This is a genomic window from Paenibacillus sp. Soil724D2, assembly GCF_001427935.1.
Taxonomy (GTDB): Bacteria; Bacillota; Bacilli; order Paenibacillales; family NBRC-103111; genus Paenibacillus_E.
The window spans coordinates 39,682-64,864 of sequence record NZ_LMRY01000016.1; the positions used below are offsets into that span (position 1 = coordinate 39,682).

The following is a 25,183-nucleotide window of genomic DNA, read 5'->3' on the forward strand; positions in this document are numbered from 1 at the left end:
GATTGGAGGCAAGCGTTCATGGTGATGATGGGACGTACAGCGGAAGCTTTATTCTGGATCGGAAGATATACGGAAAGAACGGAGAATCACGCGAGGCTAATCGACGTGTATTATCATATTCGCGAGGAGAAGGAGACTAGCAGCGATCAATCGTGGAGCCGATTAATTGATACGATTGGCGATCGTGCCGCATTTACTGAGCAGTATGGGAGCTTCACCGAGCAGCATGTTCTCCATTATATTACTCTCGATAAAAATAATTCGAATTCTTTGCTCGCTTGTACCAACCATGCCCGCTCCAATCTTCGTAATATTCGCGAGAAAATGCCCGCAGAGCTGTGGGATATTATGAATGGCCTATATTTGTGGCTAAAAGAAAAAGAAGTACGGGATATTACAAACGATTCGCCTCATTTGTTCTATCGTTTCATTCGTGACACCTTGTCTATGTTTCAAGGGGCGGCCACATCCGTCATGCCGCGTCAAAATGAATGGCACTTCGTGGAAGCCGGAAGATATTTGGAGCGTGCCGAGAACTTGCTGCGCTTACTCCAGTCGTTATGTCATGATTACGCTAGGGAAGAGCTCTCTTCTTACCCGCTTATGCTGTCCGTATTGAAATCGGTTAGCGGTTATGAGTCGTATCGCAGGGAGCATGCAGATACAGTTAATCTAAGCAGCATAATTAAATTTCTGATGCTCCACGAAACATTTCCACGCTCGGTCAGCTTCTCTTTCCAATCATTGGAGCGTTCCTTGCAGGGCATTCAAATGGAGGACCCCGATTTAAACCTTGCTGTTCATAGGCTCGCTAAGCTCGCAGGAAAAGTAAAGGCTAACCTTGCTTGCATGGAAGAAGATGATATTTTATCCGGCAAATTGGAAATGACGTTAAGTGCACTTCGGGAATCCTGTAACGTGATGGGTTTAAGGATGTCGAAAGTCTTTTTTCCCTCCCGGGAAGAGGTCATCGCATGAAAAAGCTGGAGATTACGCATATCACACGCTATTCCTACACCGATACAGCGCAGGACAGTGTCAATGAAGTTCGTTTAACGCCTCTCACGGACAATCGTCAAGCCTGTTATCACCACGCCATCACCACGGAGCCTGCTTCAGCTTTCTTTACGTACTCGGATTTTTTTCATAATCGCGTACATGCTTTTACCGTCAATAAACTTCATCGCGAGCTAACTATTAAAATGGTGTCCACTGTCGTCACGAACGACAACGATAACATCCCGTCAGGCATCGCATCTCCCTTAGAGGAGAAAGCGATGAGATTTAGCGATGACTTCCAAAATCAGCATGCAGAATATTTACTGCCTACCAGTTATACTGGTTTGACCCCTGAACTTAAGGCTTACTCAGATGCCATTTCCGATCAAGATATAAGCTTATACGAATTACTGCGTACAATCTACACAACGATTCATCGCGACTTCACCTATGATCCTTCAGCTACTTCCGTACAGACCACTGTCGGAGAAATGCTTCAATTTAAGCGTGGTGTTTGCCAGGACTACTCTCATTTCATGATTGCCATTTGCCGAGATAAAGGGATTCCTGCTAGGTACGTTAGCGGTTATCACTTTGTTGGCGATCTACAAGGAGGCAGCACGGAATTCACCCAAGCCTCCCACGCGTGGGTTGAGTGCCTGATCCCGGGAACTGGTTGGTTCGGCTACGACCCTACGAATAACTGTGAGGTCAATTGGCGCTATATTAAGCTCGGACACGGCCGCGATTACAACGATATCGTTCCCGTCAAAGGCGTCTATCGCGGTGCCGGTCAGCAAGATTTGGAAGTCATTGTTGATGTAAAGCTGATTGAGTAATTCCTTCCATGTGCGATTCAGAGCTGCTGCCCCGCTTCACTCCCCGTCTTTTTCATCCCCTTTTGGCACGGATCAACTATTTAGTGTAGAATGGTGTGAAGCTACACTAAACTGCTAAGAGGTGTTTGAATGGCTATAAGTTTCACTTTATCTATCATAAATCGCTTAAAAAAAGAAATTACTGAAACTCAACAAAGAAGTATCGACGAACAGAAAAAAAAGGAAAAAGCACTTTCAAAAATAAATCAATTACAAAGGGATATAAAAATAAGTACTTCACCCAGTGATTTAAGCAGCAAGATGTCTCGACTTAGCAAATTAAAGGATGAGATTAATAAAATCAACCTTTTACAAGTTGAATTATCCAAACAGTTGGCTCTTAAAAATGCGGCTCTTAAAGAGCAAATCTCCAAAGACCAACAACAACAGGAGAACAAAAAGTAGATTCTTATAAGTATAAAGGGCTTAAACGTGTTCAATGAAACATGTGTAAGTCCTTTTTTTGCCGTCCACTTTCATGCATGTATTAGATAATTGCCTAAAATGTTTGAAGTAAATAAAAGGAATTCAAGTTTATATGTGGAATTGTTTATACAACATACATGATCGAAGTTTAATGAAATAAATAGGAGGCTTTCAGATGAAATCGACGGGAATAGTGAGAAAAGTAGACGAGTTAGGCCGGATTGTTTTGCCGATTGAGCTGCGACGAACACTTCATATCGATATCGGTGACGCGATCGAGGTTTATGTCGATCCGGAGCGCATTACACTCAAGAAGTATATGCCAGCCTGTGTATTCTGCGGTAATTTCGAAAATATGACCTATTTCAAAGGCAAGCTGGTCTGCAGCTCCTGCGTAGAAGAAATTGTTTAGATCATGATTCCGGCTAAAATAGGATACAACAAAGGCGTATAACACTCATCCCGAGGGCTATACGCCTTATATTTTTATTTAGAGCTAAACCATGAAAGTCCAATGGAAATTAGAATGCCTGCTATCGCGATCCAAAATAAGTAGGAACGAAGCACACGTCCCAAGCTCTTATCTTGCCGGTCCAATACGGCTTTCTTGCGAGAGCCGCTTTCTTGCGTCTCCCCATCTAACTCATCTGTCACTTGTGTGCGCCAATTCACGAATTGAAAGCCAATTCCGCTAACCACAATGGAAATCATGAGTAAAATCAAAGAACCCATAAACAGTTTGTCCGATATGGACTGCATCATGCATCTAACCTCTCTGTCTTCACCTATATAGTTCTTCTATTATACTTCAAATCAGACTTTGAATACCACAAAAGCCCCAATCGAGTGAGAGTCGATTGAGGCTTTTCTAATATTTATGGCTTAAAGTGTTTTATCGCCTGGTTTCCAGTTCGCTGGACAAAGTCCGCCAGCCTGAAGCGCTTGTAGCACACGCAGCGTCTCATCTACAGAGCGCCCAACATTCATATCCGTGACCACTTGGTAGCGCAGCACGCCTTCCGGATCAATGATGAATAATCCGCGATGTGCGGCGCCGCTTTCATCGTCTAACACGCCATATGCGCGTGCTGTTTCTTTGGAGAAATCACTGACCAACGGGAATTTCACAGGACCGATGCCGTTTTGGTCGCGCGGCGTTTGAGTCCAAGCTCTGTGTGTATACACACTGTCGACAGAAGCTCCAACGATTTCACAATCCAATTCAAGGAACTGCTCGTAATTGTCACTGAAAGCTGTAATTTCGGTTGGACACACGAACGTAAAGTCGAATGGCCAGAAGAAGAAAACAAGCCATTTTCCTCTATAATCTTCAAGCGCTATTTTCTCTTCTAAGGTTTCCATATTCTTCGTCGAAAGCAATGAAAATGAAGGGGCAGGAAGCCCTATTTTGGCAAAAGATTGTGAGGGTTGTACGGTTAATTGTGTCATGGTTAGCTCTCCTCTATCTATTTATATGGTTTGTTATTAGCTTGCGATTTCGGCCAAAGCTTTTTTGAGTTTTGTAACGTTGAGACCCAGAATTTTGTGCTCACCAATGACAGTCACCGGCAAGGACATCAAGCCTAAATCGTGAAGTTCTTGTCCGAATTGATCATTCAGATCAATGTTTCTTTCTTCGTAGGAGACATTTTGTTCCGTTAAATACTTTTTCAACTGTTGGCAATAAGGGCAATTTGTACTTGAATATACAATGACATTAGACATCGGAATTCATCTCCTTGTGTGGCTAAGATTATTTGTATTGCGGGATCAGCTGAGCCCGTTTATTAATAAATTTATCGACCGCCATGGCTGCGATGGCTCCATCAGCAGCTGCAACAACCGCTTGCTTCACTGGTGTGCGTCTAACTTCTCCAGCCCCGAATACACCTGCAATAGATGATTGCATCGAGCTATCCAGAATCATAAAACCATCCGCGTCCAGCGGAACCTGATCCTGTAGGAAATCTGTGCCTGGTTTACTGCCGGATAGGAAGACAAACACACCATCCACTTGGAGTATTTCCTCTGCACCAGAACTCGTGCGTATTCTAAGTCCCTCTACGTGCTTGTCACCAAGCACTTCAAGCGGTTTGGCTTTGTAGAGAAAGTTAGTGCCCGGCAATTCTGGAACGTGATGAACGCCTTGCAGTTCTGGTCGTGGAACTATGAAGTGAATTTTTTCCGTAAATTTACTTAACGCTTGTGCTTCTTCCAAGGCTTCCTCGGAATCACCAATAACAGCGACCGTTTTCCCATCGAAAAAAGCTCCATCACACGTTGCACATGTACTAACGCCACGCCCTAACAAGCTTTCTTCTCCAGGCAGCATACGATTGCGTCCTTTGGAACCTGTCGCGATAACGATCGACTTGCTTTCATAGAAACCATCAGCCGTAAATACATACTTCGTATCACCTTCCACATCTACAGCTGTAATCGTTGTTTGGATGAACTCAGCCCCAAAGCCTTTGGCTTGCTCCCGCATCGTATCAAGCAAATCTTTACCTGACAGCTCACCAATTACACCCGGGTAATTCGCAATTTTGTGAGTAATAGCCAAAGCTCCCGTATTCGGTGCCTTGTCAATCACGAGTGTCTTCAGATTTCCTCTTGCTGTATAGATAGCAGCTGAGGCTCCCGCCGGTCCAGCTCCAATAATAATGACATCATACATCGCTGTGCACTCCTTTCAACCCATAGTGACTGCTTGTCCAGTGAGAATTTATATCAGATAATAATTATTATAAATAATTAATAATAAAAGTCAATCCTTTTTAATAATTATTATAAATAAGAAAAAAAGAACCCTCATGTCATCAACATAAGGGCTCTCACTATTTCCTATTGAGCAGCGTAGACATGTTCTAACTCTAGAGCTACCTCTTTAATATCATAGCCGGCTAGTCGAATCGCTCGGATTCGCTCATCAACCGGGACAGGATCGCTGCGCAATGCCTTCATTAACCATTGCACCCATACGGCAATGTCTTGCTTCAAACACACGAATGCGAAGAAACCTGCTCTCAGATTCGCTTCTTCTGGTAAAACATCGGATACCACGCAGGGAACTCCTGCGGCTTGCGCTTCAATCAAAACCAGGGGTAAACCATCTTTGAATGAAGGTAGGACCATGACATCAAATTCCTGAAGGAGCTCAGAAATATCGTCTCGCCGTCCTAATAGATGAACGCGGTTTTGGATCCCTTTTTGCTCGATCATCGCTATAATCTGAGGTCGCAATGCGCCATCCCCCACCAGAATAAGCCTCGCATTCGGCATACGGTAAAGCAGCTCTTCAAAAATCTCAATCAGAAATGTATGATTCTTAGCTGCGCTAAACCGTCCAATATGACCAATAATTGGCTCCTCGGGTGGAATATGCAATTGCTCGCGGAGCGTCATGGGCTTCTGTAATCTACTTGTAAATCGACCAACATCTATCCCGTTACGCACCATTCTGCCGCGGTTATCTTTAAACCAGTGATACCCGAATAGCGCCTGACTTGCCGTGATCGAGCTGCTTACCCAACTGGTCGCAAATCGCCGTATCATGTTCCTCTTCAGCCATCGAGATACCTTAGTCGTTGAGGAAGAGTATGTATAATCACTTATGCTGTGACAATGTACAATACGAATATCAATGCCAAACAGCCTTGACGTTAACAAAGTTAAGACACTAGCTTCATAGGTATGACTATGCAAAGCATGGAAAGGACCGTGATGTTGAATCGTCGACTTTAACTCATATATGTAACCCATCCAGCCCGCTCTAGGCTTCTGCAGGATGAATATCCTCCCACCGAATGCTCGTATTTCTTCATCATAATCAGAAGGATTATGCGTGTGGACAACGAAATCGAATTGAATCTTCGCTCGATCCATGTGCCGATACACATTCATAATAAAGCTTTGCGCTTCTCCACGATTCATATCACTAATATGATGTAAGATCCGAACGGGTTGATGGCTCAATACACATTCCCCCTTAAAGTTGAACAGGCAATAGCTGAAAAAGCTGAATTAGTATTCTATGATTTAGATGAATGTAAGCCAATGGGGAAAATCGCGAGGATTAGTAAACGAGAGAGTCATTTATGTAAGCGCTATCCAAAATGAATTGTAGCATGAAAACTACGCATTTCCTACTTAAATATTAAGATTTGATAAAGAAATTTGAGTTATTCCATCCAAACCTATGTAATAAATGAGAAAACCTCTAATGTGGTAACAAAATACCGAGAAACTTTCTGATAAGAAAGCATCTCGGTTCTTAAACTTTATCGTGTTGAGATTATACCGTCTAAATACCTGGATAACCCGGGGAATAGGGTGGGTATGGATATGTCTGGTATGGATATGGACATTGACATAGATAATCCTGGTATGGATATGGACATGGACATGTATTTGGATATGGATATGGATAGTAAGGCTGTGTCGCATTCAATACATAAGGGGCTACAACCAAAGGCAGCAGATTGTTCACTCCGCCATGTCCAAAGTGCGGAAACCCGCCATGCCCTGGGAAGCCATGATGATCAGGACCACCGAATCCTGGCCCGCCATGACCAGGACCGCCATGTCCGGGGCCACCGTGACCAGGACCGCCATGCCCCGGTCCACCATGGCCGCCGCCTCCGTGCCCACCTTGTGGTGGACGAAATTCTTGCTCTTCTGGTTTCGTCATTTTCTGGATCACTCACATTCTTGTATAGTTAACAGCCTACAATACTGTATGTGTGCGATTGCCTAGTTGGTGACCACTTCTCCAAAAATTGGGCGGTTATTTCTTATGCTTTGTAACCATCTTATTACTTCCGATCTTTCCAGATATCGCAGAGTCCGACGAAAAAAACAACAATTGTCGTGAACACAATTAACCGAATATCCCATGCGTTCGGAAAATCATTCACCTGAGTACCCGAAGCACGGAGAACAAGAACAAATAAGAGCAGTACTAGATCAAAAAACATACAGTAGGCCATGCGAGCTGAAAGCTTATGGAGTGGTAGTTTGTCCAACATTTTGCCGAATCCAAAGACGTCTGACCATCTTCCGGGCTCGTTGGATTTTTTCTGGGGGGAATTGTCTTGTTGGCGATCAGAGATCGGCTTTTGCTCGTTTTGCATCTTTCTTATCAGCAACTTGCCTCGACTCATGGACATCCAGCCACATCAGAATGGCTCCGCCGAAGCTAAATCCCGCTATACATATTCCCCCCAAAGGAGATAATAACCCCACTTCCCAAGTCATCACGAAAGCTAGAAAACTCACTACTAGTAAAAGGTATGCACCTGTCTTTTTCATTGAATTGCCTATCATAATCTCTTGCACCTCCCTTGTCGTTAGATCTTATAGTATATGAGAGATTGATAGAATCGGTGATAGACCGTAGACAGTTTCCTTTACAAATGAAAAAACGGACTTGAGGGATCGTCACCGCCTCAAGTCCGTTTTACTTCTACCATGAAGTTTTATCTGTTCAGCAAGCTCCCTACATAACGCAGCAGCTCATTCGCACATACAGGGCAATATCCGTGTTCATCAATCAATTGTTTGGTCACATCATTAATTTTCTTCAACTGCTTCTCATCCGGTGTTTTCGTGGAAGTCGTTATTTTCACGATATCTTTCAAATCAGCGAAGAGCTTCTTCTCAATCGCTTCACGCAGCCGCTCGTGACTGCTGTAATCGAATTTCCGACCTTTACGGGAATAGGAGGAAATGCGGATCAGTATTTCTTCTCGGAATGCTTTCTTCGCATTTTCAGAAATGCCAATTTGTTCTTCAATGGAGCGCATCAGGCGCTCATCCGGATCCATTTCCTCACCGGTAAGAGGATCCTTAATTTTCCCCCAATTACAATAAGCCTCAATATTATCGAGATAGTTATCGAAAATAGTTCTGGCTGATTCTTCGAAGGAGTAAACGAACGCTTTCTGCACTTCTTTCTTGGCAATATCATCGTATTCCTTGCGCGCCACGGAAATGAAATTGAGGAACCGCTCACGCTCATCCTTCGTAATCGACGGATGCTGATCCAAACCATCCTTGAGTGCACGCAGAACATCCAGCGCGTTAATGCACTGAAGATCTTGGCGTATCAATGCACTTGATATTCGGTTAATGACATAACGCGGATCGATGCCGCTCATGCCCTCTTCTTGGTATTCATTTTGCATTTCCTTGAGGTCCGCTTCTTTGTAACCTTCCACAACTTCACCATCATACATACGCATTTTCTTGACTAAATCCATCCCTTGCTTCTTCGTTTCCTTCAAGCGGGTAAGAATGGAGAAAATCGCAGCAACTCTGAGCGCGTGCGGAGCAATATGAATGTGAGACATATCACTCTGTCCGATGAGCTTGTAGTAAATTTTTTCTTCATCCGAAACCCGAAGGTTATACGGAATTGGCATAACAATCATCCGCGATTGCAAAGCCTCATTTTTCTTGTTCGCAATAAAAGATTTATACTCGGTTTCATTCGTATGCGCAATGATCAGCTCATCGGCGCTAATGAGGGCGAACCGTCCTGCCTTAAAGTTACCCTCTTGTGTGAGTGACAGTAAGTTCCAGAGGAATTTCTCGTCGCATTTCAGCATTTCCTGAAACTCCATGATCCCCCGGTTTGCCTTATTCAGCTCCCCGTCGAACCGATAGGCACGCGGATCGGATTCGGAACCAAACTCCGTGATGGTGGAGAAGTCTATGCTCCCCGTCAAATCGGCAATATCCTGTGATTTCGGATCGGATGGACTGAACGTACCGATACCTACACGCGCTTCTTCTGAAACGAACACACGCTCAACATGAACATCTTCAATACAGCCGTTGTACTCGGTTTTTAAACGCATTTGACAGGAAGGACACAAACTGCCTTCAATCTTTACTCCCAGCTCTCGCTCGATCTCGGGACGCAGCTCCATAGGGATCAAATGAAGTGGTTCCTCGTGCATCGGACAACCTTTAATCGCATAGACAGCCCCTAAGTCAGTTCTAGCAAATTGCTCCAGCCCTCTTTTAAGCATGGTCACAATGGTTGATTTACCACCGCTTACAGGACCCATCAGCAGTAATATCCGCTTACGAACATCCAATCGACGGGCAGCGGAATGGAAATATTCTTCCACCAGCTTCTCAATGGCTCGATCCAGGCCGAAAATCTCTTTGTTGAAGAATTTGTAGGATTTGTGCCCGACTTGGTCATTGATTCCTTGCGAAGCAATCATATCATAGACCCTTGAATGCGCTGTTCTCGCGAGTCCAGGATTTTTGCGAAGCAATTCTATGTACTCCGCGAACGTACCGGTCCAGCTCAATGAATCCTTCTCCGTACGATGCTCCGAAATTCTTTTGAATATGTCCATGGGTACCTCCTTTCACTGCTGCCTTTCTTATCTAGGTCAGCTCGTGATGGTGAATTGTGTACTACAATCCTATGCACTCATGGAGGATAACTTGCCCGAAATTTTTTAACTGTAATGGATTTCTCGCTTTACTATTTTGGTTAATGTTATGGATTAGCAGTTGCGAAGAAGCTGCTCGTCCTGATGAATCGCAGATGATTATTTACTAAATAGTTCATACGTTTTGCCCGCTTCAACGCTAAACTCTATAACTGACTGATTTCCGCCCAAGGCAATATCTTCTCCCTTGCAGCGGACCAGAACCGCATGGCGTGTTCGGACTCTGCATAAGCCAGCCTTCGCTGCGCTTATGACCGCTTCCGATAGTTTGCCATCGGTCCATTTCAGGTCGACGACGTATCCGCCGCGCCCCCTCAGTCCTCTCACTTCTCCATCTGGCCACGCCGACGGCAGTGCAGGAAGTAGGTTCAGCTCATCGGCATGGGATTGCAGCAGCATCTCCACAATACCAGCCGTGGCACCGAAATTCCCGTCAATTTGAAATGGAGGATGCGCATCAAAGAGATTGGGATATGTTGATTTCCTCAGCATGTGACTCAAATGCGCATACGATTGTTCGCCATCTTCCAATCTTGCAAACATATTGACGATCCACGCACTGCTCCAACCTGTATGCCCTCCTCCGTTTTCCAATCTGCGCTGCAGGGTGGCTGCAGCTACCTTGGCTAATTCGGGTGTGCGATGCGGGTTGATTTGGGTTCCCGGATGCAGCGCAAACAATTGTGAAATATGCCGATGACCTGGATCATCCTCCTCATAGTCCTCCAACCACTCCATGATCTGTCCGTGCTTGCCAATCTGTGGCTTAGGCAGCCGCTCCAGCAGCTCGGAGAGCCGCTCACGAAGCTCACTATCGACCTGCAGCAGGAGGCTGCTATGTTTACACGCCTCGAACAACTCACGGATAATCTGCGTATCCATAGAAGGTCCCATGGTCAATGACCCTCTGGTTCCATCCGCTAATACGTACACGTTTTCTGGAGACACAGAGGGTCCAGTCACTAGCTGTCCATCTGGCGTTTCCACCAAATAATCAAGGAAAAAAGCAGCAGCATCCTTCAAGATCGGGTAGGCTCTGTGCCGCAAAAATTCCATATTTTCGGTAAACACAAAATGCTCCCATACATGCAGGCTTAGCCATGCAGCTCCCATCGGCCATATCACACATGTCGGAAACAAACCTTCAGGGCGTGTCTCTCCCCATAAGTTCGTGTTGTGATGAGCGACAAAGCCCGAACAGCCATACAGCTCGCGTGCAGTTTGCCGACCGCTGACCTGCATCCGTTCGATATGGTCGAACAGCGGCTCATGGCATTCCGATAATCCGCAAACCTCAGCCGGCCAATAATTCATTTGTGTATTAATATTAATCGTATATTTGGACTCCCATGGAGGCGTAAAGCTGTCATTCCAAATGCCTTGAAGATTCGCGGGCAAACATCCCGGTCGGGAACTGGCGATCAATAAGTAACGGCCGAAATGAAAGTAAAGCTCCGCCAAACCGCTATCCACACTCGATTGACTCGCTTGTAAAAGCTTCAACCGCCCGTCCGTTGGCAGATTATCAAGCGGATCGTTTACGGTCAACCGCAAACTCACCCGATTATACAATTCCTGATAATCTTGAATATGCCGGCGTTCCACCTCATCTGCGTTGAAACGATCGGCGCCTTCAATTTGAAGCTTGCAAGCTGCTAATGGATCAGGCTCTCGAAACGTGCTGGCTGCGGCAAGCATCAATGTCACAGAGCTAGCCCCCTCCACAGACAGGAAGTCGCCGATCACGGACACATGACCATTACGGGATTTAGCTTTCAACACACAGGCATATTCAACACCGTGCTTCCCACATTCTCCGCCCATCCAAATGCTATCCTCCGACAATGCGCCGGTTTCTCCCTCAAACGGTCTGCGATTCAGATTCGCAGAGAAATTAAGCTTACCTAGCTGATCGCACTCCAATTGAATCATCATCACTTGATCTGGGCAGCTGGTATACATCGTGCGACGGTAAGTGACTCCATTGATCCTATAGGTTGTACGAGCGATTGCCTGCTTCAAATCCAATTCCCGCCGATACGCCTCAACTTCGCCTTTCTGGTCATGAAAATAAAGCCTTAGGTCTCCTAAAGGCTGATAAGGGTTGTAATATTTAGGTGTAGAAAAGAGCGTCATTCGCGTTAGTCGCGTGGCCTCCACGACATTTCCGGCAAAAAGCAGCTCACGGATTTCTTCTAAATATCGAGAACCATCGGGGTTGAGTCCATCCTTAGGACCTCCGTACCAGATCGAATCTTCATTTAATTGAATTCTTTCCTCTTGCACATGGCCGAAAATCATCCCGCCTAGTCGACCGTTACCGATTGGAAGCGCTTCTACCCACATCTTAGCAGGCTGAAGGTACCACAATTTCTCGCGATTATTCAAGTTTACGCCCCCTATACAAGATTTGGTTTATCATCATGTTTAGGCGATGCAGGCATCACCATGATCATTTTAGTTCCCTGCTCAGCCATACTTTCAATCCTCAGTCCATAATTCTCCCCATAAACCATTTGAATCCGGCGATGAACGTTTAGCACACCAATACCGCCCTTTTTACCTGCTTCATCGATTTCAGCATCTGCCAGTCTGTTGGTGCTCAACTTCTCTTGGAGCTGCGTAAGTTGTGTCTCCGACATTCCTGAACCATTATCCTCTACACTGATCCAGAAGATTCCATCCTTTATCCCTCCGTCGATTCGGACGAAATGATAATCTTCCAATCCTTCCGGAAATGCATGCTGGAACACATTTTCGACTAGAGGCTGAAGAGTCAGCCGAACCATGACATGAAGCAAATATTCGGGCTTAATCGCAACATCAATCTCAAACTCCCGGCCAATTCTATGCCTCAGTACGACCAGATAATACAAAACGTGCTTTAACTCGTTCGCAACCGTTATTTCTTCCAAATTCGTTTGGACCGAGTATCGCAGCATATAAGCCAGTGCCTTAACGATTTCGGATATCTCCTCTGAATCCTGAATCGTGGCATAGCAGATAATCGTCTCCAGTGTGTTGTACATAAAATGAGGATTGATTTGCAGCTGAAGAGATTGAAACTCAGCCTTCTGCCGTTCCATCCGAATTTCTGAATTGCTTAATTCGACCTGAACCACGCGATCAACCGCTTCAGATAGCCGTTTGACCATCAGATTATAGCGAACCATGAGTTCGACAATTTCGTCCCTGTGAGAGGGGAGAGGAATCGTGGCCCAATTCCCTTTCTCCGTCTCTCTCATCCCGGATTTGAGTACTTGAATCGGCTTGGTAATCGACCTACCGAATCTATAAGCAAGTAAGATTGCTAATACTAGTGTAAATAGTCCGACTACAAGCGTTGTTGAACGGATGTTAGCCACCGGTTTACGCAGTTCATGAAGCGGCATGGAGACAACAAGCTGCCAACCCGAATAATCGGATGTGCGGCTTAGATACATGCGCTGATCCCCCTCACTGCTGTCAACGAAGGAAGAAGTCCCAGCCTCTTGCAGCTTCTCCACGAACTCTTTTGGAACCTCTGAACCGACTTTTTTTCCATCAGGATGATAGATATAACGACCTTTTTCATCCATGATAAACAAGTACCCGTATTTACCTAAATCAATCCCTTTCCATAGGGCAGATAAATCAGCGGACCTCATCTCAATGGCGAGCAAGCCACTCAATTCAGGCGAGGTAAAGCCTCGAATACGGCGGACTAGCGTGAGCATTTGATTCTCTTGACCTTCAATAATGGTGTGGTTCAAAATACTCAATTTTCCGTCAGGCGTTGTATTGGCGAGAAAATATTCCCGCTGTTTTCGCTTATCCTCCGCATTGAAGGATTGCTCGTTCACACCATTATAGTAATAGACTGCATTCAGCTTATCGCTGAGCAAATACACAGAAGCTAATTTAGGATTGCGAATAAATAACGGATCGACACTCGTTTCGAGAATCATTTTCCGATAGGTAAAAAAGTCATATTCCTCCCGATTTGCCTTCAGATCAATAAACTCCATAACCTGCCTGTTCGTCAAAATAGAGACAATGGAGCGCTCATAGTCTTTCAAATACAGATCCGTATGATGAACCGCGTTTCCGACGATTTGATTCATTTGGTTCTCAACCATCTCGGCTAATTCATCAGAAGATGTCATATAAGAGAAAATACCGACACTGCTAAGAGAAAGAATAATGACAATTAGAAAATAGACGAATAGCTTTTTCGTTAGACCTCTAATTTTCATTTGATACCGAGCCCTGCGCGATATTCAGAAGGCGAAACGCCAACAATTTTTTTGAAGGTTTTCGTAAAATGGGGGTAATCGTCATACCCGACATCGGAGGCTACATCCACGATTCGGACATAAGGGATAGCCAGCATTTCCTTCGCCTTCGTCATCCTTTTTTTGATCCGGTACTGAACAAAGGTCTCATTCGTTACTTTTTTAAAAAGCGAGCTGAAATAGGTAGGTGTCAATCCGACCATCGCAGCCACTTGATCCAGCGAAATGTCTTCTGACAACCTGCTGTCGATAAAGCCTTTGGCCTCTTCCATTGGATCTTTGAAGCTGCCGCTTCGAACGTCTTGAAGTCCTTTCGCCATTTGAACCAAACCCTTCTCAAACGCTTCGAGGGCTTCCTTCACACTATCTGCCTGCAAGTGGGCTTGCACAGAGGAAGGGGAGTAATTGCGGACTTGAAAGCGTTTGACAAGAAGCGCATTACAATCGTCCAATAGCTCCTTCAGCTGGGCCAACGATAAATTTGCAGATAGGCAGTATTCACGCCACCGGCTGATTAAGCTGTTTAGTTCCTCCATTTGCAAGGCCCATATTTGCAGTTCCATTTGATCGATCCACTCGATATAACGGGAAGGCGGCATATAGCTGCGTGATGGCTTTTTGATCAATTGATCCAGCATGCCATGCACATCCGATTTGGTAACCGGTTTCAGCATATAGTGCCGAACACCATAATTCATGCTTTTTTGGGCATATTCAAAGTCACTGTAACCGGATATCACAACGGTCTTAATTTGAGGAAATTCCTCATGAATGATTCTGCAGAGCTCCAATCCGTCCATTTTGGGCATGCGAACATCCGTCAACACAAGATCAGGTTCGCAGGCGCGAATCCGCTCTAAAGCAGCCACACCGTTCTCAGCCGTCTGTATTTTCGAGAAAGAAGGCACGTACATTTCCGCCATCTTTACCATTCCTCTGCGAATGACAGGTTCATCGTCTACAATCAGTACATGCATGTTCAGACCTCCCCTATATTTCTCAGAATCGCTATCCAATTATGATAACTCACGGAAATTGGTTCTACAACGGTAGGAATCCCTTTTGTGCGAAACGCCACGTGACGGAACTGAAAGATGTAGGCTCCCCGTCAATCCCAATGAGTTCCCCAGAATAGACGCCAGCTGCATTTTGCGTGACTGCCGCCTTCCACCAGCCGAAATTACCTTGTTCATAATCGAACGATTCCCCGTCATCATCGTACAGATTTCCTTCACCCATTCCATCACCGAAATGAACCAGTTCAAGCGGAACACGCGTGCCTAAGGGGGGGACATGCGATAGCGCAGGCATCATCGGAATGACAGACCCGCTTCTAACAAATACCGGAATTCGCTCCAAGCCTGCTTGAACGCGAATGATGCATCCACCAGTATAACGTTCTCCTGTCTCTAATCCATACCAGATTCCGGACGGTAGTAGGACCTCCCGCTCAGACTCTCCTTCAACCAGTGGGGCTACTAACAATGCATCGCCGAACATGTATTGGTCATCCCATTCTCTTACTTTTTTCTTGCCGTAAGCAGCATCTGTCGTATTCAAGGTTTGCTCAGCTGCTTCGGCATACATCGCCTCGGCTTCTGCGATTTCTGATGAGGACATAACGAATGGCATTGCGCGGAAAGGAGGAATACCCTGCTCTCGGTAAGTGGCGAAAGCCGTATATAAATAAGGCAGCAATCTCATCCGCAGCTTGATATAATCGCGGACAGTTCCTTCCACTTCTGGGAAAGACCAAGGCTTCGTTCCATCTCCCCATGCATTCAGCATCGCAAGTGGCGAGAAACATACCGTTTGCATCCGCCGTACCCAATCTTCGGCATTTCTAGCTCTGCGAACCTCCGGTGTCCAAAGCAGCCCGCTGAAGGAGGAGTTACATAGACCACGAATAAATTGTTTATGATCATAGAGATCCGAATAGAGGACATAAGGCATCGTTGAGGCTGCGGCATTCGAAGCTCTAACAAGCCCGTATGTTCTCCGATTTTTACTGCGGAACAGATCAGCCGTCATTTTTTGGAACATCAACCCGTACATTTGTCTCATCTGCTCCCCGTCCAGACCGGATGGAAACTGGGCATGTCCTGGAAACATCCAGGAATTGTTGGTCAAGTCACTGCCGTCACATTCATCCAGCTTATAACCGGATACTCCGATATTGACATGCTGCTCCTCATGCTGCTTCTTATAAAGCTCCACAGCTGCTGGCAGCGAATAATCCGGCGCAAGCCCGCCCCATACCGAATGACTCCCCGAAAGCGGCTTCAGTTCCTCGTATAGCGCACTCTTTGGCGATACGAATGGATGCTCCCACAGGTTCACCCGAAAGCCGCTTTGGTTCAATGCTTTCACGAATTTTTCAGGCTCAGGGAATCGGCTTTTTTCCCATTCATAACTGACTGGGTAGCTTTGGCTGTGCCAACCGGGTTCGAGCCCGATCACATCACAGGGAATATCGTGCAGGCGGAACTGCTCCGCTTCTTCAAGCACTTGCTGATCCGTATACAGCGTCGGTACTCGGTGCCAGAAGCCAAGTCCCCACTTTGGAGGCAGTGTGCCGCCACCGCAAAATAAATTGTATCTAGCGACCACATCCGAAAGGGTTGGACCGCCAAATACATACACGTCTGCACCTTCGACAGGAATCTGGATCTCTACCCGCGATGCGACTAGTGTTGCCTTCCATCCCTTATCGGTGTTACGATCACGAATATCCTCGCTTTGCGTTTCCTCCTGCCTCATGGTTGACCCGCAATACAGCGTAACGATCCGCGAGGTATCCACCAAAACGCCATAACCAAGATCACTTACGTAAAAAGGCACAGGAGCATGCGTCTCACCCGTATCCTGCTTAGGATCGCTGTTCACACGCAAATAACGGTTTCTTCCCCGTTGATTCATTCTTATTAATTGCAAACCTGTACCATAAAGCTTTTCTGTACGATCAAGCGGAATAGACAGAATAAGACAGCCACTTGCTTCCTCGAGCTGAATACTTTCCCAAGCAAAAGGCGGCTGTACTTGCGGCATTCTCTGCATAGCCTCGGTTTTCGGCGAAACGCCCATCAAGGAGAGCGGTGTAATTCCTTGCGGTTCTCCGATCGTAAAGCGCCATACGCCTGGCGCCGATTGTTGCAGGTTCGTTATTTGCATGCTAGTTTCCCCATTCATTTATAGAGTTGGAACCTCAATGGCCTTCGTTTGACCGGATTCGCTTGCCAGCTTCGTGTAATGAACAAGTGCTTGGGTTTTCAAATAGTCCCTGCCGCTTGTCTCCGCTTCGCGCCCCTCCTGAAGCGACGACAAAAACTCAGCCAGTGTATCCGTTTCATCAACTCCGCTAATATCATCGACCAGCAAGACTTCTCCGTCCCGAATTAGCCGGATTTCCTTATCGACGACTTCCATAGCGCCTTTGGTTCCTTCAATTCTCCAATTGCCGCTCCACGGTGTCTCTGTCCCTCTTGCAGCGATGGATGCATTGTAGGCTGCAGTGATACCATTGTCCATTTCAAAGAAAGCATAGGCATTAATAATTGCCCCTTCCTCTTCCCACGCGCCAATTGGATTGTAGAGCTTGGCCTGAACCGATTTTCCTTCTCTTCCAGTTAAATAACGGATCATATCCAAGTGATGAACACCAATATCATCCAGGATACTAACGGTATATCTCCGCTGCACATGGTGGTACCTGTAGAACTGAATATCCAGCGAGGAAAGTGTGCCAATGGCACCTTCGTCTATTAGTTGTTTCATTTTACGAATATAAGGCATCCTGCGGTAATTTTCTGCGATCATAAAAGGGATGTGTTCCCGAGCAGCTCGAGCCACGACCTCAATGGATTCCTCATAATCAAAGGAAATGGGTTTTTCACACAAAACAGCCAGCTTACGGTCAAACGCCGCATGGTTTACAGCTGTGTGCATCATCGGGGAAGTCACATTGACAAGAAAATCCGCCTGCTCGTTTTGCAAAGCTTCTTCTAATGAGGTGTAGAAAGGAAACGGATCCTCCTGCATCTTCTCTTTCATGGCCATATCAACCTCAACAACGGCTGCTAATAAGCCTTGATCTCTTAGACGTTTATACCAACTGAAACCAGCAGATCCCAAACCAACCAGTATAGCTTTCATATGTAAACTACCTCCCTAAGGCTTCAATGGAATAACCATATTCCAAGTGTTCTCTGCATTGCGAAAACCCCCTGATCCGTCGGCTACGGCAGCGAACAGATGCGTCGGTTTTCCGTCATGAAATAACAGAAAAGGCCGTTCAAGATTGCCCATCGTCTGCTCCGTTCCATCATCCCAAAGAACCGTACGTGAATAGGCCTTTGGCGTCTCTGACAATTGCCATTTCAACCCGTCTGAAGAAATAGCATGAATGCCTCCATGTCTTTCCCCGCAAAGCTTCCCCTCCATATCCTTGGCTAACAGCTCATACCCTTTCTGCGTCTTCCAAATGAATGGATCCTCAATATGAAATTGATCCGGAGGAAAAATGGGCTCCTCTGTTAATACACGATAGGGTCCTTGGTAGCTATCTGCTGCGGCTGCCCCGATCGTCATTTTCCCATGAAGATTACCTTCATATTGACGGGCTTTGTAGACAAGCAGCACAGAACCGTCTTCCTGTAAGCAAGGAGCCGGATTGGAGGTCAAGTAGCTATCGAACCGGTTTGGCCGCACGGGGAGTATCGGTTTCTCGCTTCTTTCCCAAGGGCCAAAAACACTGTTCGCCATAGCAAGACCCACTCGCTTATTGGAACGTGCAACGATGCATCGCGGGTCTTCCAACCCGAATCCATCACCGGCAACCACATCAGGCAGCGGATGAGTTGAACCCATATAGTAAAGAAGATACTTATCTCCGAATTTGGTGATATGTGGATTATGCGTGCTGCGCCCGTCCCAATATTGAGCTCCTCTAGCAGGTAAGACGACCTCTTGAAAAGTATATGGACCCTCCGGAGTATCCGAAACCGCCCGCACGATTTCTGAAGCAACCAGCCAACCAGGATGCATAGGCAGCGATTTGGGCCAACGAGAAGCAAACATATGATAGCGTTCATCTTCTCCCCGAATAACCGAACCGCACCATACCCAATAACCTTCCATCCGAAATCCGCCTCCGCGAGGCGCGGGCAGCATACGTTCTGCGATACTTTCCATTCAGACACTCACCTCTCTATTGATTTATTGCCTTCATTATAGGAGATTATTCGCCCAAGTAGAACGGACAAACTTAAGATAACATGTGTTTTTTTACGAATTAACATATGAAAAACATCCCTCCGCTGAATACTTCTGCGAGAGGGATGCCTCTTTTGAAAAACTGTTTATTTCGTATCGATCATAATCGCGCCTTGCTTCTTGTTCCAGCGCTCAGTTGCTTCTTTAATAATTTCATTGCCGCCCTTGGCTTTATACTCTTCGATCACCTTCGGCCAATCGGTGATTGGTTCTTTGCCGTAAATCATTTTGATCATGTGATCGATAATGATTTTCGGACCTACGTCAGGCTGAGGAGCGGCAAGATCCGGAAATTTAGCGAAGCTGCTCAAATCAGGATAGAATCCGATACCGGCCAATCCTTCCTTCGATAGAACCTCATCGAATGCTTTCAAGGTCGCTTTTCCATCTTCATTCAGCAGCAGTCTTGGTTTATTGTAAGTGGAGTCATGCACCGCCCACATCGTTCCGCTGCGGAACCCTTCTTCATCTGTTTCTTCCTTCGTCGTCGGGAATTTATAAGTAATTTTGCCGCTGCTATCCTTGGTGTAAGTATCGCCTTCAATTCCGAAGGTAAAGAAAGTTTCAGCTTCCGGAGTAACCATCCAATCAAACATTTTAATAATTCCCGCAGCTGTTTCTTGCTTCACATTTTTATTAATGAAGAAGGAACGAATGACAGGTGCATAATAGAAATAACCGCCTTTTCCTTCCGGACCTTTAGGTGAAGGAATAATATCAATTTTTGCTCCAGGAACAGCTTGTTGGGCCTTCGTACGGTAACCTGGCAATCCTGAAGCATTTTGCGACCAGATTCCCGCTTTGCCCGACTCAATGCTTTTCGTAAAATCGGTAGAAGTGATGGTTGCGAATTCCTTAGGAATCAATCCTTCATCATACATCGTTTTGTACGTGGTGAGTGCCTTCTGAACATTTTCTACATCGAAAAATTTCGGGACTACTTGACCATTTACCAACTCAAATTGGTCCTTATAAGGCAAAACATCGAAAGCTCCTAGAATAACGTCCGCATACTTGAAGTTTTCCCTCATTTGATATGGATTCTCTACGCCCATCTTCTTAAAGGCCCGCAGCACATTCAGAAATTCGTCTACGGTTTTAGGAGCTTGAAGCCCAGCCTTCTCTAGTAAATCCGTACGAATGTACGTAGAACGACGGGATGGATTGCTCAAAAATTCAGGAACGCCATAAATCTTCCCTTCATACGAAACACTATCCCAAGCTGCTTTGGGCACCACTTTTAACAAATTCGGCCCATTCTGCTTCAAAAGCTCGTCCAGCGGCATGAAAACACCGTTCTCTACAGAACCGGACATCGACTTACTGCCAGGACCGCCAATACTGCCGACAACGTCGGGAATATCGTTACTTGCGAACATAACGCCGAATTTGGCATCCTCCACGACCTTCACGTCCAAATCCGTATTCGTTAACTCCTCAAGCTTCAATATCCATTTATCCTTGTTCAAATCAGGTACTCGGGTATGATATCCCGTACTGACAGTCGTTGGATAGAGCAGGGAGAATTTGACCGGAGCTTTCTTCACGTTGCCCGATGGCTGTGGTGTAGCATTTCCCGCTACCTTTCCATCCGAAGAACAGGCAGTTAATGCAGAAGCTGTCATCATGACAGCCAGGGTAAGACTGATTGTTTTTTTCATATAAACACCCCTTCTTTCCATTTCAAAGTGCAAGCGGTTTCACGACTCTGTATGTATCATAACGAAAAGTTGGCGTTTCCTGTATGTATAATTTTAAGACGCTATGTCGTTTTATACGATTAAACACAGATGGTACTGAACACCAAATACAGATAAACAGCTGGTCAAATCCATGGATGAGTGATTTCTGATATATAAGCTGCAAATCTGATGATCGCGAGGAACGAGGATCCGCTATTTCGTTGATTATACTGATACGGGGTCGGTACGCGGAACGTTGAGGCGCTATTTTGGCTTTTTACTGAATTTACACCCCGAAAGCGGGAAATAGCGACTCCTCGTTCCGCGAAAACGTGAAAAACGCGGTTTTCAGCAAAATAAGGCATCTACGTTCCGCTTGATGCCGGGTGTGTGTTGAGTTTACAGATAGAGGATTAATGGTGCGTCTTGCCTATGACAGGCTTGAGATGCGCACCTTATCGGAGTGAATAGTATTGAGTGCGAGGTCAGATAGATACTCAAGAATATGTTCAGTTGTGCTTGAACATTTATTATCTGGCTACTTGGCAAAAGGAGTGGCTACGGTGGAGAGCGACACGACATAGACGGTTGAGCTATTTACGATAGGGGCGGCTGGTTGTTCTTGGGATCGGGATCCGGCTTGGCTCATCAGCAAAACGCCACCAAAAAACAAAAAAACTGCCCGCTCACGGGACAGTTTTTTTCAACTGCTATTACGGTTTCTTACCCAGAAAAAGCACGCCTTTTTTATTGTTATAACGGTCCGTCGCTTCTTTAATGATCTCGTTGCCGCCTTTGGTTTTATACTCTTCAATGACCTTTGGCCAGTCGGAAATCGGTTCCTTGCCGTAAATCATTTTAATCATATGATCCATAATAATCTTCGGACCAGCATCCGAACCTGGTGAAGAGGCATCCGGGTACTTGGCATCGACCTCCAAATTAGGAGAAAAACCAATACCCGATAAGCCTTCTTTTGCTAAAATATTGTCAAATGCATTCAAAATGTAGGGTCCGTTAGGATCCGTTTGCATTTTCAGACGGTTAACCGTACTTTCATGGGAGGAGTGCAGTGTACCACGGTGATCCTGCTCCTCTTGTTCTTCTTTGTTGGTCGGTTCCTTATATTTCACTTTACCGTCAACTACTGTATACGTATCGCCTTCGATACCGAAAGTAAAGAACTTGAATGCTTCCTCTGAAGTCATCCAGTCGAAATATTTAACGATTTCTGCGGCCGTTTCAGGCTTCACGTTTTTGTTGATGTAATGAGCGCCAATGACTGGCTGATACATCAGATATCCGCCTTTGCCATCCGGTCCCTTCGGTGAAGCGATAACATCAATCTTGGCGTCTTTCACCGCATTCGGAATGTTCGTCCGGAAATCATTCAAGCTGACTAAGTTGGAGGACCAGATACCAACATCGCCGTTGCGGATATTTTTCAACCAATCGGTCGAGGTTGTCGTCGCGAACTCTTTGGCCATCAAACCTTCATCAAACATGGTCTTGATCACGTTAAGCGCTTTGGTCATATTTTCCACGTCAAAAAACTTCGGCACAACTTGACCGTTTACAAACTCGAATTGTTCTTTATAAGGCAGCACATCAAATGCACCCAGAACGGTGTCGGCATATTTCAAATTCTCACGAGCACCATATGGATATTTAACACCCATTGCCTTAAACGTTCGAAGTACATTCAGGAATTCATCGATTGTTTTAGGTGGTTGTAAACCTGCCTTTTCAAGTAAATCGGTGCGAATAAACGTAGCACGTCTAGAAGGATTCTCTAACCAGTTGGGGATACCATAAATCTTCCCATTATAGGATACGGCGTCCCACGCTTCCTTTGGCACTGTTTTCATTAAATTAGGGGCATTCTGTTTCAGCAAGTCATCCAGTGGCAAGAACATTCCTGCTTCTACGGAACCTGACATCGCTTTATCTGTCGCAGTGCCCAAGCTGCCTACCACATCTGGAATGTCATTGCTCGCGAACAAAACGCCCATCTTGCTTACTTCCGTTACTCTCAGCGTAAGGTCGGTATTCGTCAGCTCCTCCAATTTCTTCACCCATTTGTCATTGTTAATGTCAACACGAGTGTGGTATCCAGTGTTAGTCGTGGTCGGATATGAAATAGAAAACTTGGTCGGTGCCTTTTTTGCCGCTGTTGTGACTGATGACGGCATTGCTTGTTCCTGATCGGTTTTTCCCGTTGAACAGCCTGCTAAAGTACCAATAGACATTACAGCGACGATCGCGACACTTGTAACTTTTTTCAAAAGAACCCCTTCTTTCCAAAAGAAAATATCAGGATTTCACTGAACCTACCATCATCCCTTGGATAAAGTGCTTCTGCAGGAACGGATATACGCAAAGGATGGGGATTGTAGCCACGACAATGACTGCCATCTTAATCCCTTCAGGTGATAATAATAGCATTAATTCCGAAGAAACGTCCGATTGCCCCATTTGATCTGTAAATACAATTTCTCTTAGCCGCACTTGCAGCGGAATCCAATTGCGATGATCGATATAAAACACAGCCTCTGCATAACGGTTCCAATGACCCACTGCGTACATGATGCCCATCGTAGCCATTGCAGGTTTCGAAAGAGGCAGTACAATATTCCACAATATCCGAAACTCCCCGCACCCGTCAATTCTTGCCGAATCCAGCAGCTCCGTCGGTAAGTTCAGGAAAAATGAACGCATAACGAATAAATTAAACGCGCTTATCGCCATAGGAAGCATTAAAGCCCAAAGTGTATTAAGAAGCCCTAACTGTTTCACTAATAAATAGTTCGGAATTAACGGTGCGCTGAAAATAAGGGTAAACAGCACCATCACGAGAATCGATCTACGGAACAAATATTCAGGTCTAGATAAAGGATAAGCTAGCGTTGTTGTCATAAACAGGTTGATCAAGGTGCCAAAAACCGTAATTATGACACTATTCCGAAACCCAATCCATATCGTCGGGTCCTGTAAAATAAGTTTATAGCTTCCCAGTGTGAAGCCAACTGGCCACAGTGATACCTTCCCCGCATTTATGGCCGTGTTATTGCTTAATGACTGCGCAATAATGTGAATAAGGGGAAGCACCATGCTCAATCCAATGATACCTAGCAAAATGATGTTGAATATATTAAAAATTTTATGGCCTCTTGTCATAATCATAGCGATTCACCTCCTGTCTCCTTCCGTATCAGTACAAACCTTCTCCGGTCAACTTTTTACTAAACGTATTACTGATCATGATTAACATAAGACCCACAACCGACTTGAACAAACCAATGGCGGTCGTGTAGCTGTATTGACGATCAACAAGCCCTGCCCGGTACACAAACGTATCAATAATCTCCCCATTCTCATTGTTAAGCGGGTTAAGAAATACAAAGACGCGTTCGAAACCGAAATCTAGAAAATTACCGATATGCAGTAAGAATAAAATGACAATCGTTGGCAAAATACTCGGAATTGTGATGGAGAACACTTGACGAATACGGCTGGCTCCATCGATTTGTGCAGCTTCATACAGATCGGGGTTGATACCAGCAATCGCAGCTAAATAGATGATGGTTCCCCATCCGCTATCCTTCCACACCCCGGAGCTGATTAGAATGGTCCGAATATAGGTATTCTCGCCTAAGAAATAAATAGGTTCGATATTAAATAAGGATAGCAAATGATTAACGATTCCCGTGGACGGCGATAATACCCCTACGACAACTCCGCCTACGATGACCCATGACAGGAAATGCGGCATATAGACTACGGTTTGAACAATCCGCTTATACATCATCACTCGCACTTCATTGATGAGAAGAGCCAGAATGATCGGAACTGGAAAAGCGAAGCACATATCGTAAATACCGATTAATATCGTATTTTTCAAAATTTGAAGGAAATCCGTATACTCGAACATTCGTTGGAAATGTTCCAAACCAACCCATTTACTTCCTTTAATACCTTTGAAAATGTTGTAGTTTTGAAACGCGATGACGGAGCCGAATAACGGGATATATTTAAAAAGTAAGAAATAAATAATTCCCGGTAATGAGATCACGTAAATCGGCCAATGCTTTCGCACAAAAGCCCATTTCTGACTCTGCGATGAAAAATCGTAAACCGTTCGATCGGATGGCTGTATTTTACTGGCCATGGTTTCCTCCCCT

General features: G+C 45.4%; 23 protein-coding genes. 4 read left to right on the plus strand and 19 right to left on the minus strand.

What is annotated here, in order from left to right:
- Positions 1-18 precede the first annotated feature (18 nt).
- The 4 genes from ASG85_RS16560 (at position 19) to ASG85_RS16575 (ending at position 2,715) form a co-directional block, all read left to right on the plus strand.
- Positions 19-978, plus strand: coding sequence for an alpha-E domain-containing protein (locus ASG85_RS16560; protein WP_057307136.1), 960 nt, complete (start codon positions 19-21; stop codon positions 976-978).
- On the plus strand, positions 975-1,838 hold the full coding sequence (locus ASG85_RS16565; protein ID WP_057307135.1) for a transglutaminase family protein: 864 nt from the start codon (positions 975-977) through the stop codon (positions 1,836-1,838). Before ASG85_RS16560 ends, ASG85_RS16565 begins: the two co-directional genes overlap by 4 nt.
- Before the next feature lie 129 nt (positions 1,839-1,967).
- Positions 1,968-2,282, plus strand: a complete 315-nt coding sequence (locus tag ASG85_RS16570) for a hypothetical protein (protein ID WP_060647011.1) — start codon at positions 1,968-1,970, stop codon at positions 2,280-2,282.
- A 196-nt stretch (positions 2,283-2,478) separates the two neighbouring features.
- Positions 2,479-2,715, plus strand: a complete 237-nt coding sequence (locus ASG85_RS16575) for an AbrB/MazE/SpoVT family DNA-binding domain-containing protein (RefSeq protein WP_047677188.1) — start codon at positions 2,479-2,481, stop codon at positions 2,713-2,715.
- Positions 2,716-2,789: 74 nt separating this feature from the next.
- Here ASG85_RS16575 and ASG85_RS16580 read toward each other — a convergent pair whose 3' ends face one another.
- The 19 genes from ASG85_RS16580 to ASG85_RS16665 form a co-directional block, all read right to left on the minus strand.
- Positions 2,790-3,065, minus strand: a complete 276-nt coding sequence (locus ASG85_RS16580; protein WP_057307133.1) for a hypothetical protein — start codon at positions 3,063-3,065, stop codon at positions 2,790-2,792.
- A 120-nt stretch (positions 3,066-3,185) separates the two neighbouring features.
- Positions 3,186-3,752 carry a peroxiredoxin gene (locus ASG85_RS16585; protein ID WP_060647013.1) on the minus strand — a complete coding sequence of 189 codons (567 nt, stop codon included), beginning with the start codon at positions 3,750-3,752 and terminating at the stop codon, positions 3,186-3,188.
- Between the two features lie 36 nt (positions 3,753-3,788).
- The gene (locus ASG85_RS16590; protein ID WP_029196850.1) at positions 3,789-4,028 is read right to left on the minus strand and encodes a glutaredoxin family protein; all 240 of its coding nucleotides are present in this window, start codon (positions 4,026-4,028) and stop codon (positions 3,789-3,791) included.
- Between the two features lie 28 nt (positions 4,029-4,056).
- The gene (locus ASG85_RS16595) at positions 4,057-4,980 is read right to left on the minus strand and encodes an NAD(P)/FAD-dependent oxidoreductase (protein ID WP_060647015.1); all 924 of its coding nucleotides are present in this window, start codon (positions 4,978-4,980) and stop codon (positions 4,057-4,059) included.
- Positions 4,981-5,147: 167 nt separating this feature from the next.
- Positions 5,148-6,278 (minus strand): glycosyltransferase, encoded by a 1,131-nt coding sequence (locus ASG85_RS16600; protein ID WP_060647017.1) that lies wholly within the window; start codon positions 6,276-6,278, stop codon positions 5,148-5,150.
- 328 nt (positions 6,279-6,606) lie between these two features.
- Positions 6,607-6,993 (minus strand): hypothetical protein, encoded by a 387-nt coding sequence (locus tag ASG85_RS38860; RefSeq protein ID WP_082588107.1) that lies wholly within the window; start codon positions 6,991-6,993, stop codon positions 6,607-6,609.
- A 124-nt stretch (positions 6,994-7,117) separates the two neighbouring features.
- Positions 7,118-7,330, minus strand: coding sequence for a hypothetical protein (locus ASG85_RS16605; protein ID WP_156390254.1), 213 nt, complete (start codon positions 7,328-7,330; stop codon positions 7,118-7,120).
- Between the two features lie 76 nt (positions 7,331-7,406).
- Positions 7,407-7,628 carry a hypothetical protein gene (locus ASG85_RS16610; RefSeq protein ID WP_057307128.1) on the minus strand — a complete coding sequence of 74 codons (222 nt, stop codon included), beginning with the start codon at positions 7,626-7,628 and terminating at the stop codon, positions 7,407-7,409.
- 152 nt (positions 7,629-7,780) lie between these two features.
- Positions 7,781-9,676: a PrkA family serine protein kinase gene (locus ASG85_RS16615; RefSeq protein WP_057307127.1), complete on the minus strand. Its 1,896-nt coding sequence runs from the start codon at positions 9,674-9,676 to the stop codon at positions 7,781-7,783.
- A gap of 198 nt (positions 9,677-9,874) precedes the next feature.
- Complete coding sequence (locus tag ASG85_RS16620; RefSeq protein ID WP_082588108.1) at positions 9,875-12,163, minus strand: glycosyl hydrolase family 95 catalytic domain-containing protein; 2,289 nt, start codon at positions 12,161-12,163, stop codon at positions 9,875-9,877.
- An 11-nt stretch (positions 12,164-12,174) separates the two neighbouring features.
- Positions 12,175-14,010: a sensor histidine kinase gene (locus ASG85_RS16625; RefSeq protein WP_060647019.1), complete on the minus strand. Its 1,836-nt coding sequence runs from the start codon at positions 14,008-14,010 to the stop codon at positions 12,175-12,177.
- On the minus strand, positions 14,007-15,026 hold the full coding sequence (locus ASG85_RS16630; RefSeq protein ID WP_060647021.1) for a response regulator: 1,020 nt from the start codon (positions 15,024-15,026) through the stop codon (positions 14,007-14,009). The genes ASG85_RS16625 and ASG85_RS16630 overlap by 4 nt, the downstream gene beginning before the upstream one ends.
- A gap of 64 nt (positions 15,027-15,090) precedes the next feature.
- On the minus strand, positions 15,091-17,220 hold the full coding sequence (locus ASG85_RS16635) for a TIM-barrel domain-containing protein (protein ID WP_060647023.1): 2,130 nt from the start codon (positions 17,218-17,220) through the stop codon (positions 15,091-15,093).
- A gap of 18 nt (positions 17,221-17,238) precedes the next feature.
- Complete coding sequence (locus ASG85_RS16640; RefSeq protein WP_060647025.1) at positions 17,239-18,201, minus strand: Gfo/Idh/MocA family protein; 963 nt, start codon at positions 18,199-18,201, stop codon at positions 17,239-17,241.
- A gap of 15 nt (positions 18,202-18,216) precedes the next feature.
- A complete protein-coding gene (locus ASG85_RS16645; RefSeq protein WP_200961685.1) occupies positions 18,217-19,239 on the minus strand; it encodes a glycoside hydrolase family protein in 1,023 nt (340 codons plus the stop codon).
- Positions 19,240-19,406: 167 nt separating this feature from the next.
- The gene (locus ASG85_RS16650) at positions 19,407-20,981 is read right to left on the minus strand and encodes an extracellular solute-binding protein (RefSeq protein WP_060647027.1); all 1,575 of its coding nucleotides are present in this window, start codon (positions 20,979-20,981) and stop codon (positions 19,407-19,409) included.
- A gap of 734 nt (positions 20,982-21,715) precedes the next feature.
- On the minus strand, positions 21,716-23,287 hold the full coding sequence (locus ASG85_RS16655; protein WP_060647028.1) for an extracellular solute-binding protein: 1,572 nt from the start codon (positions 23,285-23,287) through the stop codon (positions 21,716-21,718).
- Positions 23,288-23,315: 28 nt separating this feature from the next.
- Positions 23,316-24,185, minus strand: a complete 870-nt coding sequence (locus tag ASG85_RS16660) for a carbohydrate ABC transporter permease (RefSeq protein WP_057307115.1) — start codon at positions 24,183-24,185, stop codon at positions 23,316-23,318.
- A gap of 28 nt (positions 24,186-24,213) precedes the next feature.
- Positions 24,214-25,170, minus strand: a complete 957-nt coding sequence (locus ASG85_RS16665; protein WP_060647030.1) for an ABC transporter permease — start codon at positions 25,168-25,170, stop codon at positions 24,214-24,216.
- Positions 25,171-25,183: the final 13 nt, after the last annotated feature.